This is a genomic window from Chelatococcus sambhunathii (assembly GCF_001418005.1).
Lineage (GTDB): Bacteria > Pseudomonadota > Alphaproteobacteria > Rhizobiales > Beijerinckiaceae > Chelatococcus_A > Chelatococcus_A sambhunathii.
Window position 1 is genome coordinate 98,481 of sequence record NZ_LIOL01000008.1, and the last position, 17,149, is coordinate 115,629.

The window sequence follows — 17,149 nt, forward strand, 5'->3', positions numbered from 1 at the left end:
AGCCGGGGCAAGAGCCAAGCGACAGGTGCCCGAATGTTGCTCGCGAAGGCTGCATGAGGCCTTTCTTAACCGCGCGCACGGGTCGTGCTTGCCCGCCGATCGCCCGGCCGAAATAATACGGAACCGAAACGATCCGGCCCCCTTGCGTTCCATGCCCGTCGAACTGCGGCCCCTCGAAGCTCTCACCCTCTGGCATCGCGTCACACTCGATCTCGTGCGCGAGGACGGGCAGGATCTGTCGCATGACCTCTCCGCGCGGCAGCTTGCCATTTTGCTCACGATCTATCTGGAGCCGCCGCCGCACACGGTGCGCGGGCTCGCCGGCAAGCTCGGCGTGACGAAGCCGGTCATCACACGCGCGCTCGACACAATGGGCCGGCTGGATCTCGTCGCCCGCCGCAGGGATGATGCGGACCGCCGCAATGTCGTGATACAGCGGACGGTGAAGGGCGCGCTCGCCGTGGAGCGGCTGGGCGACCTCATCGTCGCGCATGGCAGGGTGCTGCCGCGATAGAGGGATACACGGAAATGATGCTGACCGATCCGCGCACAACCCCCGCCCGACCCGACCTCGCGGCCGATTTCCTCGCGGGCACGGTGGTGGCCACGCGCTACGTCAGGGCGCGGGAGCAGCGCATCGTCGCGGCGAGCGCGCCGCTCCGGCGGGAGCCGCGGCCCGATGCGCTGCTCGACACCGAGGCGCTCGCCGGCGAGGCCGTGCGCGTCTTCGAGGAGGAGGAGGGCTGGGCCTGGGCGCAACTCGCCGGCGACGGCTATGTCGGCTACCTGCCGGTGTCGGCCCTCGGCGCCTTCGAGCCCGCGCCGACGCATCGGGTGGCCGTGCTGCGTACCTTCGTCTACCCCGGCCCGTCCATCAAGCTGCCGCCGGTTGGGGCGCTATCGCTCATGGCGGGCGTGACGGTGAGCGGTTTCGAGGGCGATTTCGCGCACCTTGCCGATGGCAGCGCCATCTTCGCGCGGCACCTCGCCTTCGTCGGCCCGCCGCTTGCCGATGATTTCGTCACCATCGCCGAGCGCTTCGTCGGCGTGCCCTATCTGTGGGGCGGCAAGACCAGCCTGGGCATCGACTGTTCGGGCCTCGTGCAGCTCGCGCTCTCGGCTGCCGCCGTCGAGGCGCCGCGCGACAGCGACCTGCAGGAGCGGACGCTCGGCTCGCCACTGCCTATCACCGAGGAGTTCACGGGGCTCAGGCGCGGCGACCTCGTGTTCTGGAAGGGGCACGTCGGCATCATGGTCGACAGTGCCAACCTGCTGCACGCCAACGGCCACCACATGGCGACGGTGATCGAGCCGCTTGCCGTCGCGGCGGCGCGGATCGAAGCTGCCGGCGCCGGGCCGGTCACCAGCATCAAGCGGCTCTGAGCCTCAATATCCCCGCTGCCGGTCGACGAGGTGCTCGAGCGGCTCGCCGGCCTCGAAGCAAGCGATCTGGCGGGCGACGAGGCGGATGATGCTGTCCGGATCGCTCATGGCGGCGTTGTGCGGCGTCACGATCACGCTCGGGTGGTCCCAGAAGCGGGAGCTGTCGGGTAGCGGCTCGGTCTCGAACACGTCGAGCGAGGCCGCCATGAGCGTGCCGTCGTCGAGCGCCCGGAGGATGTCCTCCTCGACCTGCAGCCCGCCGCGACCGGCATTGACGAAGACCGGGCCACCGAGGCGCCCGCCGCGGGCGAGGCCCTTGAACAGGGCGTAGTTGGCGATGCCGTGCGTCTCCGGCGTGAGCGGCAGGAGAAGGACGAGGATGTCGGTGCGGGCGAGGAAGGCGGCGCGCTCCGCCTCGCCGGTGAAGACCTGGAGCCCCGGACAGTCCTTGGGCGTGCGGCTCCAGCCCGCGACGTCGAAGCCCATGAAGGCGAGCTTGCGGGCGGCATCCTGCCCGAGGACGCCGAGCCCCATGACACCGACCCTGACGTCGCGCGCGGCCGGCTGGTGGCGGTCGTCCTCCCACATATGCGCGCGCTGCTGCGCGTCGTAGCGGCGCTGCTGGCGCAGGTGCATCAGGCAGTGCAGGACGACATATTCGCTCATGCGGTTGGTGAGGTCGTCGTCGACGACACGCGTGATCGGCACGTCCGGCAGGTCGGGATCGCCCATCAGGTGGTCGACGCCGGCGCCGAGGGAGAATATCGCCTCCAGGTTCGGCAGGCCGCGAAAGGCGCCGGGCGGGTGCTTCCAGGCCACGGCATAGGTAACCGCCGCGGGGTCGTAGGCATCGCCGAGGCGCACGACGCGCCGGCCCGGCAGCAGCCGCTCCAGCCGCTCGACCCAGGAATCGACGTGCCAGCCCGTGAGGGCGACGAGAATGGTCATGCCACACGCTCCGCCATGCGCTCGAGGATGATGCCGCGCCCGGCCGGCTTGTCCTGCCCGATCACGTAGGCCCGGCGCAGCGTGGCCTCGGCCGCATCGGCCGCGCCTTCGCCGCGGGCGTGCACGATGGCGAGCGGCCGGCCGGGACCCACCTCGTCGCCGGGGCCGGCAAGGTCGGTGAGGCCAACGGCATGGTCGATCGCATCCTCGGCGCGGGTGCGGCCGCCGCCGAGCGCGATGACCGCGATGCCGACGGCGCGCGTGTCGACCGACGTGACGAAGCCGGTGCGATGCGCATGGACGGCGCGCACCACCGGCGCGCGGGCGAGGTGGCGCTCGCTCGCCTCGGCGAAATCCGTCGGCCCGCCGAGCGCCGCGACCATCATGCCGAACCGTTCGGCCGCCCGGCCGCTGGCGATGGCCTCTTCCATGCGCACACGGCCGTCGCCAATGCTCGCCACGATGCGACCGAGGAAGAGCATCTCGGCACCGAGCCGCATGGTCACCTCGTGAAAGCGCGGCTCGCGCCGGCGGCCGGTGAGATAGTCGACCGCATAGGCGACCTCGACCGCATTGCCCGCCGCGCTCGCGAGCGGCGCGTCCATGTCTGTGAGAAGCGCGCTCGTCGGCAGGCCGGCGCGGTTCGCCACGGTCACGAGGCTTTTCGCCAGCGACTGCGCCTCCTCGAGGCTCGCCATGAAGGCGCCGGAGCCCACCTTGACGTCCATGACGAGGCCTTCGAGCCCGGCGGCGAGCTTCTTCGACAGGATCGAGGCGGTGATGAGCGGGATCGACTCGACCGTCGCCGTGACGTCGCGGATGGCGTAGAGCCGCTTGTCGGCGGGGGCGAGATCGCCCGTCTGGCCGATGATGGCGCAGCCGACGTTGCGCGTGACGGCGCGGAAGGTGTCGGCATCCGGCTGCGAGACATAGCCGGGGATGGCATCGAGCTTGTCGAGCGTGCCGCCGGTATGGCCGAGGCCGCGGCCGGAGATCATCGGCACGTAGCCGCCGCAAGCGGCGACGGCGGGCGCGAGGGCGAGGCTCACCGTGTCGCCGACGCCGCCGGTCGAATGCTTGTCGAGCACCGGGCCGGGCAGGTCCCACTGCAGCACCTCGCCCGAGCGCATCATGGCCTCGGTCAGCGCCACCCGCTCGTCGAGGCCCATGCCGCGGAAGAAGACGGCCATGGCGAAGGCCGCCGCCTGGCCCTCGGTGACCCGCCCACGGGTCAGACCCTCGATGAGGAAGAAGATCTCCTCCTCGGTGAGCGCCGCTCCGTCGCGCTTCTTGCGGATGATTTCCTGCGGCAGAAAGCCCATGCGCGCCTCGTCGGGAATGCGCCGTGCCGGCGCCTGAATCGTGCCGCCGCAGGGTGCCCGCGCCGCGCCGGCTTGTCCATGCCGGTGGATCACGTCAGGACGGCATGAAATACCGGCCGAGCACCGTCTCGTAGATGGCGGTGAGCGCCTCGATGTCGCTGACGCGGGCGCATTCGTCGACCTGGTGCATGGTTTCGCCCACGAGGCCGTATTCGATCACCGGGCAATGGTCCTTGATGAAGCGCGCGTCGGACGTGCCGCCCGTGGTCGACAGCGCCGGCCGCCGGCCGGTATGGGCTTCGACCGCATCCTGCACGAGGGTGACGAAATCGCCGGGCTCGGTCACGAAGGCAGTGGCGTTGGTGGGCGCGAAGGCGACCTCGTAGCGCACGGCATTGCCGGCCGCCGCGGCGAGGCGGCGCTCGATCTCGGCGGCGAGCGTTGCGGGCAGCCACGTGTCGTTGAAGCGGATGTTGAAGGTCGCCCGCGCCTCGGCCGGGATGACGTTGGAGGCGGGATTGCCCACGTCGAAGGTCGTCATCTCGAGGTTCGACGGCGCGAAATGCGCGGTGCCGGCATCGAGCGGCTCGGCGAGTAGCGCCGAGATGAGGCGCACCATGCCGTGGACAGGGTTGTCGGCGAGGTGCGGATAGGCGACATGGCCCTGCCGGCCGTGCACCGTCAGGTGGCCGGTCAGCGAGCCGCGCCGGCCGATCTTGATCATATCGCCGAGATGCTTCGGGTTCGTCGGTTCGCCGAGGATGCAGTGGTCGAAGCGCTCGCCCCTCGCCTTGGCCCATTCGAGCAGCTTGACGGTGCCGTTGACGGCCGGGCCTTCCTCGTCGCCCGTCAGCAGGAAGCCGATCGAGCCGCCGAAGCCGGGATTGGCCATCACGAAACGGATGGCGGCCGCGAGCATGGCGGCGACGCCGCCCTTCATGTCGCAGGCGCCGCGGCCGTAGAGGACACCGTCCTCGATGGTGCCGGAGAAGGGATCGTGGCGCCAGCGTCCGGCGTCGCCGGGCGGCACCACGTCGGTGTGGCCGGCGAAGAGGAGATAGGGCGCACCCGTGCCGCAGCGCGCATAGAGGTTCTCGACATCCGGCGTGCCGGGCGTCGAGAAGGTGACGCGCTCGGTCGCAAAGCCCGCCTCGGCGAGCACCTTCTCGCAGAAGGCGAGCGCCCCGGCCTCGTCAGGCGTGACGGAGGGGCAGCGGATCAGCGCCTCGGCGAGGGCGACGGGGTCGGCTGAGGTCATGGGGAGCCTCGGATAGGCGGCTTTACGGCGTCATGGCCGGGCTTGTCCCGGCCACGACGTCCAAATGACGATCGACGAGCCTCAGTCCCGGAGAAGCTCGTTGATGCTGGTCTTGGCCCGTGTCTGGGCGTCGACGCGCTTGACGATGACGGCGCAGTAGAGCGAGGGGCCGGGCGTGCCGTCGGGCAGCGGCTTGCCGGGCAGGTTGCCGGGCACGACGACGGAATAGGGCGGCACGCGGCCGACGAAGACCTCGCCCGTGGCGCGATCGATGATCTTGGTCGAGGCGCTGATGAAGACGCCCATGGACAGCACCGAACCCTCGCCCACGATGACGCCCTCGACGACCTCCGAGCGGGCGCCGATGAAGCAGTCATCCTCGATGATGACCGGATTCGCCTGCAGGGGCTCCAGGACGCCGCCGATGCCGACGCCGCCGGACAGGTGCACGTTCTTGCCGATCTGCGCACAGGAGCCGACCGTGACCCAGGTGTCGACCATGGTGCCCTCGTCGACATAGGCGCCGAGATTGACGAAGGAGGGCATCAGTACGACGCCCGGCGCGACATGGGCGCCGCGGCGCACCACGCAACCGGGCACGGCGCGGAAGCCGGCGGCCTTGAACGCGGTGTCATCCCAGCCGTCGAACTTCGAGGGCACCTTGTCCCACCAGGTGGCCTTGCCCGGCCCGCCAGGGATGACCGTCATGTCGTTGAGGCGGAAGGAGAGCAGCACAGCCTTCTTGAGCCACTGGTTGACCTGCCAGGCGCCGTCCACCTTCTCGGCGACGCGCGCCTTGCCGGAATCGAGCAGCGCGAGCGCCGTCTCCACCGCCTCGCGCACGGGGCCGCGCGTCGCGGGCGAGATGCCGGCCCGCTCTTCCCAGGCGGTGTCGATGGTGGTGGCGAGATCGGCGTGCGTCATGGCTGTTCCTTGGCTCTTCCTCAGCGGCATTCGTCGAGGCTTTGTGGCAGCGGTGCTGCCGGTGTCAAGTCGCGGGGGAGGGCCGCCCCGCGACGTGGCAGGTCGATCCTCCCCCGCCTATTCGGCAGGCACGTAGATCTCGGCGCCCTTGTCCTTGAACTCCTGCGCCTTCTGCTCGAGGCCGACCATGCGTTCGGCTTCGGCCCTCAGGTCCTGCGTGATCTTCATAGAGCAGAATTTCGGGCCGCACATGGAGCAGAAATGCGCCACCTTGTGCGCGTCCTTGGGCAGGGTCTCGTCGTGAAAGGCGCGCGCCGTGTCCGGGTCGAGCGAGAGGTTGAACTGGTCCTCCCAGCGGAACTCGAAGCGCGCTCGCGACAAGGCGTCGTCGCGCAGCTTGGCCGAGGGATGGCCCTTGGCGAGGTCGGCCGCATGCGCCGCGATGCGGTAGGTGATGACGCCGGTCTTCACGTCGTCGCGGTTGGGCAGGCCAAGATGCTCCTTGGGCGTGACGTAGCAGAGCATCGCTGTGCCGAACCAGCCGATCATCGCCGCGCCGATGGCCGAGGTGATGTGGTCGTAGCCGGGGGCAATGTCCGTCGTCAGCGGGCCGAGGGTGTAGAACGGCGCCTCGCCGCAATGGGCGAGCTGCTTGTCCATGTTCACTTTGATCTTGTGCATCGGCACGTGGCCGGGGCCCTCGATCATCACCTGGCAACCCTTGTCCCAGGCGATCTTGGTGAGTTCGCCGAGCGTCTCCAGCTCCGCGAACTGGGCCGCGTCGTTGGCGTCGGCGATGGAGCCGGGGCGCAGGCCGTCGCCGAGCGAGAAGGAGACGTCATACTTGCGCATGATGTCGCAGATCTCGTCGAAGCGCTCGTAGAGGAAGCTCTCCTTGTGGTGCGCGAGGCACCAGCGCGCCATGATCGAGCCGCCGCGCGAGACGATGCCGGTGACGCGCCTGGCCGTCAGCGGCACGTAGGCGAGGCGCACGCCGGCGTGAATGGTGAAATAGTCGACGCCCTGCTCCGCCTGCTCGATGAGCGTGTCCTTGAAGACCTCCCAGTCGAGCTTCTCGGGCTCGCCATTCACCTTCTCCAGCGCCTGGTAGATCGGCACGGTGCCGATCGGCACCGGCGCATTGCGCATGATCCAGGAGCGGATGTTGTGGATGTTGCGGCCGGTGGAAAGATCCATCACCGTGTCGGCGCCCCAGCGGATGGCCCAGACGAGTTTCTCCACCTCTTCCGCCGCCGAGGAGGTGACGGCCGAATTGCCGATGTTGGCGTTGATCTTCACCAGGAAGTTGCGGCCGATGATGGTCGGTTCGAGTTCCGGGTGGTTGATGTTGGCGGGGATGATGGCGCGCCCGCGCGCGATCTCCTGGCGCACGAATTCGGGCGTGATAAAGGGCGGAATCGCGGCGCCGAAAGCCTCGCCGTCGGCGCACCGCTCCTCGGCGCCGGCGAGCATGGCGGCGCGGCCGAGGTTCTCGCGGTGGGCGACGTAGACCATCTCCTCGGTGATGATGCCGGCGCGCGCGAATTCGAGCTGTGTCACCGGCTCGCCCGGCTTGCCCGCGAGCACCTCGCGGCGGGCGGGGCAGTGCGGCACAAGCTTGTCGGCCGAGACGTTGCCGTTGTCCTCCGGCTTGACGGCACGGGCCTCGACCCTGGCGAAGCCGCGCTTCGCAATCCAGTCGCCGCGCACCGGGGCGAGACCAGCGGCAAGATCAATCACCGCCTCGGGATCGGTGTAGGGGCCGGAGGTGTCGTAGGTGCGGAACGGTTCCTCGCCGGAGGTCGGCGCAAGCGCGATCTCGCGGAAGGGCACGCGGATGTCGGGGCGGCCTTCGGGACTGGTGTAGATCTTCCGCGAGCCGGCGATGGGGCCGGTGGTGACGGCGTCCGGAGTTGCAGCTGCCGTCTTGGCGGTCGCGGGCTTGGTATGCACTGTCATGTGGATCTCCTCCTCGCTCGACAAGGAGACCCGGGCATCAGCGATTTGTTTGGGATTGGCGTCGATCGCGCGTTTCCGTCCCTTCGCCGGCATGACCCGGATCAGGTCCTAAGGGTCACCGCGTTGTCTGGACGTTTCGCGCCCGTCGCCGGCGGTATCTCAGCCCCCTAGCGGGGCCCCCCTCGGAACATGGGGCGAGAGTCTTGGGCTTTTGGCGCTCTTTGTCAACGAGGCATCTGAGGGAAACAACGGCTACTCCTCGTCGGTGGTTCGACTTGCCATACGATGTAAAACGCGATTGAGAATCTGAGCGATTTCCTGCATTCCCATGCGCTGAGCTAGGGGGATAAGAATCAAAAGCTCAAGTACAAGTAATGCTATAGGCCCGCCAAAGTTCGGCATGACGGAGAAAAATACCACATTTAGCAGGAGTGCAAGGCAGACAATTCCAACAAACCGATCCTCGCGACGGGCGTCGCGTTCATATGCTAGCTGTTTCTGAAGTTCTTCAATTTGCTGATCTTGTTTTGTGGGTTCCGTCGAAGCGAGAACGTCGAAGCTCTTTTGCCTTGGGGTTCCCTCATCGGCTGCCATTATTCAGCTTCCGATATTCGTTCAGAATGTCGTCATTTGAGATAATTATATGTCGTACGCCGGGCACATAATTAGTATCCCACGCGCCTCCAGGGCGATGTGTGGCACTCACTAACCTTCCTGGGCCTGCTTTTCCGAGCTTTTCATAAGCTTCATCAAGTATTTCTCTTTCCGGTCCCGCGCCTAGGTCAGCAACGCCGTGGAAGATATTCTCCACCGGGTCAGCGCCAAATATCTTCGCCTTGTGGTAAAGATCTGGATGAACAGGACCATAATCCCAGGCCTCGAAGTGCCCTGGGACCAGAGGCTCTCCGCCCGTTCGCCCAAGGTAAAACATGTGGGCGAGATACAGGATTTTTTGTAGCTCTAAGTTTGATAACGTCCAGCTGGACTGTTGTGCTAGCCGCTTTGCGGCTGAGAGGACAGGCACTGTCATATCAACCTCTTGAAGCGGGTGTGAAAGCTTTGTTGAAAGCGAAAACACCGAAAGCTACTATAGCAGATCGTCCGGCTACTTCATTCTGCAGCTTTCTGTCCACGACCTACGGTCAATATAGTGTGCCATGAGATTGATTGCAAAAGGCCGGGGCCAGCCCGGCCTTTTTGGGGGGAATCGATTCCGCCCGCTCAGAGCCCGAGCTTCTTCTTGCGCTGTGCGAGCGTCCTCAGGCGCAGGGCGTTGAGCTTGATGAAGCCGGCGGCGTCGCGGTGGTCGTAGGCGACGGCGCCTTCCTCGAAGGTCACGAGCTCCTGGTCGTAGAGCGAATAGGGGCTGTCGCGGCCGACGAGGTGGACGCCGCCCTTGTAGAGCTTGAGGCGCACCTGACCCGTCACGAATTCCTGGCTCTTGTCGACGAGGGCCTGCAGCATCTCGCGCTCGGGCGAGAACCAGAAGCCGTTATAGACGAGCTCGGCATATTTCGGCATCAGCTCATCCTTGAGGTGTGCGGCGCCGCGGTCGAGCGTGATCGACTCGATGCCGCGGTGTGCGACGTAAAGGATCGTGCCGCCGGGCGTCTCGTACATGCCGCGGCTCTTCATGCCGACGAAGCGGTTCTCTACGAGGTCGAGGCGGCCGATGCCGTTGGCGCGACCGAGCTCATTGAGCTTCGCGAGCAGGGTCGCCGGCGACATCTTCACGCCGTCGACGGCGACGGGGTCGCCCTTTTCGAAATCGATGGTGATGTAAGTCGGCGTGTCGGGCGCGGCCTCGGGGTCGATGGTGCGCGAGTAGACATAGTCCGGCACCTCCTGCGCCGGGTCCTCCAGTACCTTGCCCTCGGAGGAGGCGTGCAGGAGGTTGGCGTCGACCGAGAAGGGCGCTTCGCCGCGCTTGTCCTTGGCGATCGGAATCTGGTTCTGCTCGGCGAATTCGAGGAGCTTGGTGCGCGAGGTCAGGTCCCACTCGCGCCAGGGGGCGATGACGGTGACGTCGGGCTTGAGGGCGTAGTAACCGAGTTCGAAGCGCACCTGGTCGTTGCCCTTGCCGGTGGCGCCGTGGGCGACCGCATCGGCGCCGACCTTCTCGGCGATCTCGATCTGTTTCTTGGCGATGAGCGGACGGGCGATCGAGGTGCCGAGGAGATAGAGGCCCTCGTACTGGGCATTGGCGCGGAACATCGGGAAGACGTAGTCGCGCACGAATTCCTCGCGCAGGTCCTCGATGAAGATGTTCTCCGGCTTGATGCCGAGGAGCAAGGCCTTCTGGCGCGCGGGCTCCAGTTCCTCACCCTGGCCGAGGTCGGCGGTGAAGGTGACGACCTCGCAGCCGTAGGTCGTCTGCAGCCACTTGAGGATGATGGAGGTGTCGAGGCCGCCGGAATAGGCGAGGACGACCTTCTTCACGCGCTTGTCGGACATGATCGGGAACTCGTGAGGCTCGTGTGAGCGGCCGCTGCCGCCATGAAGCAGTGAAAGCGGGCGGACTATAGTGAGGCTGCGGCCGGGTGCAAGCCGTGGATAGCGGGGACGGAGAGCGGTGGCGCGTGCATGCCACGCGAAAGCCGCGATTATGGGTGAGGGAACGTCGCTTCCCCGCCCCGCCTCCTCCAGCGTTTCGAGTTCTCAGTGCCGCAACGTCCCGTCCTCGACTTCTGGTATGACTTCGCCTCGACCTATTCCTATCTCGCCGCCATGCGCATCGAGCCACTCGCCGAGGCGGCGGGCGTCGAGCTAAGGTGGCGGCCCTTCCTGCTCGGGCCGATCTTCGCCAGCCACGGCTGGACATCCTCGCCCTTCAACCTCTATCCGAGCAAGGGGCGCTACATGTGGCGGGACGTGGCGCGAGAGGCCGCTCAGCTCGGCCTGTCGCTGACGCGACCCGACCCCTTCCCGCAGAACAGCCTGATAGTGGCGCGGCTCGCCATCGCGCTGCGCGAGAAGGGGCTGGCGCCGGCCTTCACGCGCGCCGTCTTCGCCGCCCAGTTCGGCGAGGGGCGCTCGATCTCGGAAATGGCCGTCATCAGCGATATCCTGCGCGACCTCGACGTCGATGTCGCGTCTACCGTTTCGTCTGCGCAGGGCGATGCGGTGAAGGCACGGCTCAGGGCCGAGACGGAGGAGGCGCGCACGCGCGGCATCTTCGGTGCGCCGACCTTCCTCACCGCCGACGGCGAGATGTTCTGGGGCAACGACCGGCTGGAAAGGGCGCTTGCCTGGGCGGCGGGTGAGCGCCCCATGGGGCTTCTCTAGGGCGCGGCGACGCCGCTTTGCCGGCTGCGGGGGTTGCGTCGGCGCGGCGGCGCGATTATGTTGCGGCCATCCTGACATCCAGAATGGTTCGGATGGAACCGTGACGGAGTGGGCCCCGGCGGGTCCGCTCTTTTTCGTTCTGGACGTCGGCATCTTTTGCTGCGCGCCTCTTCCGGGGCCGCGCCACCGGCTGGAGGACGCCGTATCATGGAGCTCGACGAGGCCCGCATCATCGAGGAGACGGGCGTTGCCGCGCGCGTCGCCGCGATCGTCGCGCCCGTGCTCGGGGATCTCGGCTATAGACTCGTGCGCGTCAAGGTGACGGGCCAGAACGGCTGCACCGTGCAGATCATGGCCGAGCGGCCGGATGGCACGATGACGGTGGATGACTGCGAGGCGGTGAGCCGCGGGGTCTCGCCGGTGCTCGACCTCGAGGATCCGATCGAGCGCGCCTATCACCTCGAGATCTCCTCGCCCGGCATTGACCGGCCGCTGGTGCGCGCCTCCGATTTCGAGCGCTGGAGCGGCCACGAGGCCAAGGTGGAAACCAGCCTGCCGGTTTCGGGCCGCAAGCGTTTTCGTGGTATTCTTCTTGGGTTGGCCGACGGCGGCGTCAGGCTGCGGCGCAGCGACGCAAGGCCGGATGAGGAGCCCGAGGTGACGCTCGCCCTCGCCGATATCGCGGAGGCGCGGCTCGTCCTCACAGACGCCCTGATCACCGAGGCGCTGCGTCGCGGCAAGGCTGCCCAGACGGGCGACGATGCCGGCGAGGATGCGGGCGACGGCACAGGGGACGCAACCCACTAGCCGCAGCGGGGCTGCGGCAGCGCATTTCATCCTGCCGGCCGGGCGGTATGCCGGGCGGCGGGGCATCAGGAGGAGGAGTGACGGACATGGCCGTCAGCGCCAACAGGCTCGAGCTTTTGCAGATCGCGGACGCGGTTGCCCGGGAAAAGGTGATCGATCGCACCATCGTGCTCGCGGCGATGGAGGATGCGATCGCCAAGGCGGCGCGCTCGCGTTACGGGGCCGAGACGGACATCCACGCCGAGATCAACCCGCGCACGGGAGAGCTCAGGCTGGCGCGCCACCTCCAGGTGGTCGAGGATGTGGAGGACATGGCGACGCAGATCAGCCTCGACGATGCCCGTCGCCACAATCCGGCCGCCCAGGTCGGCGACGTGATCGCCGACACGCTGCCGCCCTTCGACTTCGGCCGCATCGCCGCCCAGTCGGCCAAGCAGGTCATCGTGCAGAAGGTGCGCGAGGCGGAGCGCGACCGGCAGTACGAGGAGTACAAGGACCGCATCGGCGAGATCGTCAACGGCACCGTCAAGCGCGCCGAATACGGCAACGTCATCGTCGACCTCGGCCGGGGCGAGGCCATCGTGCGCCGCGATGAGCTGATCCCGCGCGAGACCTTCCGCCCCGGCGACCGCATCCGCGCCTATCTCTACGATGTGCGCCGCGAGACGCGCGGGCCGCAGATCTTCCTCTCGCGCACGCATCCGCAGTTCATGGCGAAGCTCTTCGCCCAGGAGGTGCCGGAGATCTACGACGGCATCGTCGAGGTGAGGGCCGTGGCGCGCGATCCGGGCTCGCGCGCCAAGATCGCGGTCATCTCGCGCGACAGCTCCATTGACCCCGTCGGCGCCTGCGTCGGCATGCGCGGCTCGCGCGTGCAGGCCGTGGTGCAGGAGCTGCAGGGCGAGAAGATCGACATCATCCCCTGGTCGCAGGACGCGGCGACCTTCATCGTCAACGCGCTGCAGCCAGCCGAGGTGGTGAAGGTGGTGCTCGACGAGGATTCCGAGCGTATCGAGGTCGTGGTGCCGGACGAGCAACTGTCGCTCGCCATCGGCCGGCGCGGCCAGAACGTGCGCCTCGCCTCCCAACTCACCGGCTGGGACATCGACATCCTCACCGAGGCCGAGGAATCGGAGCGCCGTCAGAAAGAATTCGTCGAGCGCACCAAGCTGTTCATGGAAGCGCTCGACGTCGACGAGGTCGTTGGCCAACTGCTCGCTTCGGAAGGTTTCAGCTCGGTCGAGGAGATCGCTTATGTCGAGCTGCCTGAGCTTTCGACCATCGAGGGCTTCGACGAGGAGACCGCGCAGGAGATCCAGACCCGTGCCGAGGAATATCTCGCCAGGCTCGAGGCCGAGCTCGACGCCCGGCGCCGGGAGCTCGGCGTCGCTGACGAGTTGCGCGAGATCGACGGCGTGACGACGGCGATGCTGGTCGCCTTCGGCGAGAACGGCATCAAGTCGATCGAGGATCTGGCCGGCTGCGCCACGGATGAACTCGCCGGCTGGACCGAGCGCAACGGCTCCGAGACGACTCGCCACAAGGGCATCCTCGATGACTTCGAGGTCTCGCGCCAGCAGGCCGAGGACATGATCATGGCCGCGCGTGTCAAGGCGGGCTGGATCGAGCCCCCGGCCGAGGATGAGGCAGAAGGTGAGGCCGACGGCAGCGGCTCGCCGGTGCAGGAACAGGAAGGCTGACGCGAGGTATCCTGCGGGTGCCGGCGGGGATTCCCGCCGGCCGCTTGAGGAGTTGGACGTGCCGCGCAGCAGGGACGAAGGGCCGCACCGGCGCTGCATTGTGACGCGGGCCGAGCGCGATCCGGACGAGATGATCCGCTTCGTCGCGGCGCCGGACGGCATGATCGTGCCCGATTTGCGCCGCAAATTGCCTGGGCGGGGCGTATGGGTCGGTGCCAGTCGTGCGCTGGTCGAGGAAGCTGTTCGCCGCAAGGCCTTCGCCAGGGGGCTCAAGGCTCAGGTGACGGTGCCCCAGACGCTGGCGGGCGACGTGGAGGGGCTCCTGCAGCGTGACAGCGTGCAGGCGCTCGCCCTGGCCAACAAGGCGGGTCTCGTGGTCGCCGGCTTCGGCAAGGTGGAGGAGGCGGCGGCGGCCGGACGCGTCAAGGCCATCATCCATGCCGCGGAGGCGGCGGCCGATGGGCGGCGCAAGATCGCGCAGGCGCTTTTCCGGGGGCTCGGCGAGCGCGCCGCAGAGGTCGACGTGGTCGAAGTTTTTGCTGGCCACGATTTGGATTTGGCATTGGGGCGCTCTCATGTGATACATGCTGCCCTGATTGCCGGGCCGGGCAGCGAGGGATTTCTTGCGCGGTGGCGCCGGCTGGCGCGCTACCGCAATGGAGAAGGCGGCACGCCGCCCGGGGAGGAAGCCCCGGGCGCGCCGCGCGAACGAGATTTGGACAAACACGAAGGCGCAGGATTCGAGCCGAATGAGTGACACGAAAAACCCGACCGACAAGACGCTGAGCGTGACGCCGTCCAAGACGCTCACGCTGAAGCGCCCCGTCGAACAGGGCGTGGTGCGCCAGAGCTTTTCCCACGGCCGCTCGAAGGCGGTCGTGGTCGAGAAGGTGAAGCGTCGCGTCATCGGGCCGGGTGGCGACCAGCCGGCGCCGGCTCAACCGCAGGCGGCGCCCGCCGCGCCGGCCCCACGCCCGGCTCAGCCGCAGGGCGGCCGGCCGGCGCAGGGGCGTGGTCCGGGGGGGCAGCGTCCGTCCGGCGTCGTGCTGCGTTCCCTCACCGACGACGAGCGCGATGCGCGCCTGCAGGCCCTGCAGGACGCCAAGCGTCGCGAGATCGAGGATCGCCAGCGCGCCGAGGAAGAGGCGCGCCGCCGCGCCGAGCGTGAGGAGCAGGAGCGTCGCGAGCGCGAGGCCGCCGAGGCGCGCAAGCGTGAGGAAGACGAGCGGCGCCGTCTCGACGAGGAGCGCAAGCGCAAGGCTGAGGACGAGGCACGCCGCCGGCTCGGGACGGACGAGCGCCCGGCTGCCGCTGAGGCGCCGCGCGCCGCCGTCCCGCGCGGCGAGATGCGTCTGGCGACCCAGGCCGAGGCGCCGCGCCGTCCCGCCGGGACGTCTGCCGGTCGGGCCGGCGCCGAGGACGATGGCGAGAGCCGCGCCCCGCGCCGGGCACCCGGTGCCGCGCCGCGTCCGACCCCGGCGCCCGCTCCCAAGCCGAGCCGTGCCGGAGGCGAGGAGCGGCGCCGCGGCCGCCTGACGGTGACCGCCGCGTTGACGGGTGGCGACGAGGAGCGCACCCACTCGGCCGCCGCCTTCCGCCGCCGCCTGCAGCGCATGAAGGGTCACGGCCACAACGAGCCGAAGGAGAAGATCAGCCGCGAGGTCGTCCTTCCAGAGACGATCACCATCCAGGAACTCGCCAATCGCATGTCGGAGCGGGGCGTGGACGTCATCCGCCTGCTGATGAAGCAGGGGCAGATGATGAAGATCACGGACGTGATCGATGCCGACACCGCGCAGCTCATCGCCGAAGAGATGGGTCACACGGTCAAGCGCGTCTCCGAAGCGGATGTCGAGGAGGGTCTCTTCGACGAGCCGGACGCGGAGGGCACGCTCCTGCCGCGCCCCCCGGTCGTCACCATCATGGGCCACGTCGATCACGGCAAGACGTCGCTGCTCGACGCAATTCGCCACGCCAATGTGGTGGCGGGCGAGGCCGGCGGCATCACCCAGCACATCGGCGCCTATCAGGTGACCTCGCCGCTGGGCGGCAAGATCACCTTTATCGACACGCCCGGCCACGCGGCCTTCACCGCCATGCGCGCCCGCGGCGCCAAGGTGACGGACATCGTGGTGCTCGTGGTCGCTGCCGATGATGGTGTCATGCCGCAGACGGTCGAGGCCATCAACCATGCCAAGGCGGCCGGCGTGCCGCTGATCGTGGCGATCAACAAGATCGACAAGCCCGACGCCAATCCCCAGCGCGTGCGCACGGAGCTGCTGCAGCACGAGGTGGTGGTGGAATCGATGGGCGGCGAGACGCTCGAGTTCGAGGTGTCGGCCAAGGCCGGCACCAATCTCGACAAGCTGCTCGAGGGACTGCAGTTGCAGGCCGAGATCCTCGACCTCAAGGCCAATCCGGAACGCGCGGCCGAAGGCACCGTCATCGAGGCGAAGCTCGATCGCGGCCGCGGCCCCGTCGCCACCGTGCTCGTGCAGCGCGGCACGCTCAAGGTCGGCGATATCGTCGTCGCCGGCGCCGAGTGGGGCAAAGTGCGCGCGCTTGTCGCCGACAATGGCGAGCAGCTCAAGGAGGCCGGTCCGTCCATGCCGGCCGAGGTGCTCGGCTTCAATGGCACGCCCGAGGCCGGCGATCGCGTGGCGGTGGTCGAATCCGAGGCCCGTGCCCGCGAGATCACCGGCTACCGCGAGCGCCTGAAGCGCGATCGCCTTGCGGCGCGCGGCGCCAGCCAGGCCCGCTCGCTCGCCGACATGATGCGCGACCTCAAGGAAGGCGCCGGCCGCAAGGAGTTCCCGCTCGTCGTCAAGGGCGACGTGCAGGGATCGATTGAGGCCATCGTCGGCGCCCTCGAGAAGATCGGCAACGAGGAGGTGCAGGCACGCGTCATTCATGCGGGCGTCGGCGGCATCACCGAGAGCGACGTGACGCTGGCGGAGGCCTCGGGCGCAGCCGTCATCGGCTTCAACGTGCGTGCACACAAGGAAGCACGCGAGGCTTCCGACCGCCTCGGCATCGAGATTCGCTACTACAACATCATCTACGACCTCGTGGATGACGTGAAGCAGGCGATGTCGGGCATGCTGGCGCCGACGCTGCGCGAGCACATGCTGGGCAATGCGCAGATCCTCGAGATCTTCAACATCACGAAGGTCGGCAAGATCGCGGGCTGCCGCGTCACCGACGGCGTCGTGCAGCGCGGGGCCAACGTGCGCCTCATCCGCGACAATGTCGTCATCCACGAGGGCAAGCTCAGCCAGCTCAAGCGCTTCAAGGACGACGCCAAAGAAGTCCTTGCCGGCCAGGAATGCGGCATGGCCTTCGAGAACTACCAGGACATGCGCGCGGGCGACGTCATCGAGTGCTATCGCGTCGAGGAAATCAAGCGCACGCTGTGAGGGCTGCATAGAAGGCAGGTCCGCCGGGCAGGGCAGAGGCTCTTCCCGGCGGATATTGGCGCGCGACCTGCGGCCCCTTCTTCGGCCGCGGTGCGGGCGTGTTGTTGCAACCGGCCGCGAGGCTGCAGGACCCGGTCCGATCCCGGG

General features: G+C 68.0%; 15 protein-coding genes and 1 riboswitch. Of the genes, 7 read left to right on the forward strand and 8 right to left on the reverse strand.

Annotated elements, in window-relative coordinates; all coding sequences use genetic code 11:
- Positions 1–151 precede the first annotated feature (151 nt).
- Together ASC46_RS15395 and ASC46_RS15400 are read left to right on the forward strand one after the other, a co-directional pair.
- Positions 152–514 carry a MarR family winged helix-turn-helix transcriptional regulator gene (locus ASC46_RS15395; protein ID WP_055460188.1) on the forward strand — a complete coding sequence of 121 codons (363 nt, stop codon included), beginning with the start codon at positions 152–154 and terminating at the stop codon, positions 512–514.
- 14 nt (positions 515–528) lie between these two features.
- Complete coding sequence (locus ASC46_RS15400; protein ID WP_055460189.1) at positions 529–1,383, forward strand: C40 family peptidase; 855 nt, start codon at positions 529–531, stop codon at positions 1,381–1,383.
- Between the two features lie 3 nt (positions 1,384–1,386).
- Here the strand turns inward: ASC46_RS15400 and ASC46_RS15405 are convergent, their stop codons facing one another.
- From ASC46_RS15405 to ASC46_RS15430, 8 genes are all read right to left on the reverse strand, one after another.
- The gene (locus tag ASC46_RS15405; protein ID WP_055460190.1) at positions 1,387–2,331 is read right to left on the reverse strand and encodes a 2-hydroxyacid dehydrogenase; all 945 of its coding nucleotides are present in this window, start codon (positions 2,329–2,331) and stop codon (positions 1,387–1,389) included.
- On the reverse strand, positions 2,328–3,653 hold the full coding sequence (gene deoA / locus ASC46_RS15410; RefSeq protein ID WP_055460263.1) for a thymidine phosphorylase: 1,326 nt from the start codon (positions 3,651–3,653) through the stop codon (positions 2,328–2,330). The genes ASC46_RS15405 and deoA overlap by 4 nt, the downstream gene beginning before the upstream one ends.
- A 94-nt stretch (positions 3,654–3,747) precedes the next feature.
- The gene (gene dapE, locus ASC46_RS15415; RefSeq protein ID WP_055460191.1) at positions 3,748–4,911 is read right to left on the reverse strand and encodes a succinyl-diaminopimelate desuccinylase; all 1,164 of its coding nucleotides are present in this window, start codon (positions 4,909–4,911) and stop codon (positions 3,748–3,750) included.
- An 81-nt stretch (positions 4,912–4,992) separates the two neighbouring features.
- Positions 4,993–5,835: a 2,3,4,5-tetrahydropyridine-2,6-dicarboxylate N-succinyltransferase gene (dapD, locus tag ASC46_RS15420; RefSeq protein WP_055460192.1), complete on the reverse strand. Its 843-nt coding sequence runs from the start codon at positions 5,833–5,835 to the stop codon at positions 4,993–4,995.
- 117 nt (positions 5,836–5,952) lie between these two features.
- Positions 5,953–7,794, reverse strand: a complete 1,842-nt coding sequence (gene thiC / locus ASC46_RS15425; RefSeq protein ID WP_055460264.1) for a phosphomethylpyrimidine synthase ThiC — start codon at positions 7,792–7,794, stop codon at positions 5,953–5,955.
- Between the two features lie 61 nt (positions 7,795–7,855).
- A riboswitch (TPP riboswitch) is annotated at positions 7,856–7,987 on the reverse strand.
- Between the two features lie 59 nt (positions 7,988–8,046).
- The gene (locus ASC46_RS21320; protein WP_141659699.1) at positions 8,047–8,388 is read right to left on the reverse strand and encodes a hypothetical protein; all 342 of its coding nucleotides are present in this window, start codon (positions 8,386–8,388) and stop codon (positions 8,047–8,049) included.
- Positions 8,375–8,824: a Panacea domain-containing protein gene (locus ASC46_RS20925; RefSeq protein WP_082464861.1), complete on the reverse strand. Its 450-nt coding sequence runs from the start codon at positions 8,822–8,824 to the stop codon at positions 8,375–8,377. Before ASC46_RS20925 ends, ASC46_RS21320 begins: the two co-directional genes overlap by 14 nt.
- 191 nt (positions 8,825–9,015) lie before the next feature.
- Positions 9,016–10,248, reverse strand: coding sequence for an argininosuccinate synthase (locus ASC46_RS15430; protein WP_055460193.1), 1,233 nt, complete (start codon positions 10,246–10,248; stop codon positions 9,016–9,018).
- 207 nt (positions 10,249–10,455) lie between these two features.
- Between ASC46_RS15430 and ASC46_RS15435 the strand changes: the two genes are divergently transcribed.
- From ASC46_RS15435 to infB, 5 genes are all read left to right on the forward strand, one after another.
- Positions 10,456–11,079: a 2-hydroxychromene-2-carboxylate isomerase gene (locus tag ASC46_RS15435; RefSeq protein WP_055460194.1), complete on the forward strand. Its 624-nt coding sequence runs from the start codon at positions 10,456–10,458 to the stop codon at positions 11,077–11,079.
- 207 nt (positions 11,080–11,286) lie between these two features.
- Positions 11,287–11,886: a ribosome maturation factor RimP gene (gene rimP, locus ASC46_RS15440; protein WP_055460195.1), complete on the forward strand. Its 600-nt coding sequence runs from the start codon at positions 11,287–11,289 to the stop codon at positions 11,884–11,886.
- 86 nt (positions 11,887–11,972) lie between these two features.
- The gene (gene nusA / locus ASC46_RS15445; protein WP_055460196.1) at positions 11,973–13,586 is read left to right on the forward strand and encodes a transcription termination factor NusA; all 1,614 of its coding nucleotides are present in this window, start codon (positions 11,973–11,975) and stop codon (positions 13,584–13,586) included.
- A gap of 52 nt (positions 13,587–13,638) precedes the next feature.
- Entirely contained in the window at positions 13,639–14,343 is a 705-nt protein-coding gene (locus ASC46_RS15450) for an RNA-binding protein (RefSeq protein WP_055460197.1), read from the forward strand.
- Entirely contained in the window at positions 14,336–17,002 is a 2,667-nt protein-coding gene (gene infB, locus ASC46_RS15455; protein ID WP_055460198.1) for a translation initiation factor IF-2, read from the forward strand. Before ASC46_RS15450 ends, infB begins: the two co-directional genes overlap by 8 nt.
- Positions 17,003–17,149: the final 147 nt, after the last annotated feature.

Bases quoted from the DNA above. Each gene is read 5' to 3' on its own strand.
- ASC46_RS15395 (WP_055460188.1), top strand. From the start codon at position 152: ATGCCCGTCGAACTGCGGCCCCTCGAAGCTCTCACCCTCTGGCATCGC.
- ASC46_RS15400 (WP_055460189.1), top strand. From the start codon at position 529: ATGATGCTGACCGATCCGCGCACAACCCCCGCCCGACCCGACCTCGCG.
- ASC46_RS15405 (WP_055460190.1), bottom strand. From the start codon at position 2,331: ATGACCATTCTCGTCGCCCTCACGGGCTGGCACGTCGATTCCTGGGTC.
- deoA (WP_055460263.1), bottom strand. From the start codon at position 3,653: ATGGGCTTTCTGCCGCAGGAAATCATCCGCAAGAAGCGCGACGGAGCG.
- dapE (WP_055460191.1), bottom strand. From the start codon at position 4,911: ATGACCTCAGCCGACCCCGTCGCCCTCGCCGAGGCGCTGATCCGCTGC.
- dapD (WP_055460192.1), bottom strand. From the start codon at position 5,835: ATGACGCACGCCGATCTCGCCACCACCATCGACACCGCCTGGGAAGAG.
- thiC (WP_055460264.1), bottom strand. From the start codon at position 7,794: ATGACAGTGCATACCAAGCCCGCGACCGCCAAGACGGCAGCTGCAACT.
- ASC46_RS21320 (WP_141659699.1), bottom strand. From the start codon at position 8,388: ATGGCAGCCGATGAGGGAACCCCAAGGCAAAAGAGCTTCGACGTTCTC.
- ASC46_RS20925 (WP_082464861.1), bottom strand. From the start codon at position 8,824: ATGACAGTGCCTGTCCTCTCAGCCGCAAAGCGGCTAGCACAACAGTCC.
- ASC46_RS15430 (WP_055460193.1), bottom strand. From the start codon at position 10,248: ATGTCCGACAAGCGCGTGAAGAAGGTCGTCCTCGCCTATTCCGGCGGC.
- rimP (WP_055460195.1), top strand. From the start codon at position 11,287: ATGGAGCTCGACGAGGCCCGCATCATCGAGGAGACGGGCGTTGCCGCG.
- nusA (WP_055460196.1), top strand. From the start codon at position 11,973: ATGGCCGTCAGCGCCAACAGGCTCGAGCTTTTGCAGATCGCGGACGCG.
- infB (WP_055460198.1), top strand. From the start codon at position 14,336: ATGAGTGACACGAAAAACCCGACCGACAAGACGCTGAGCGTGACGCCG.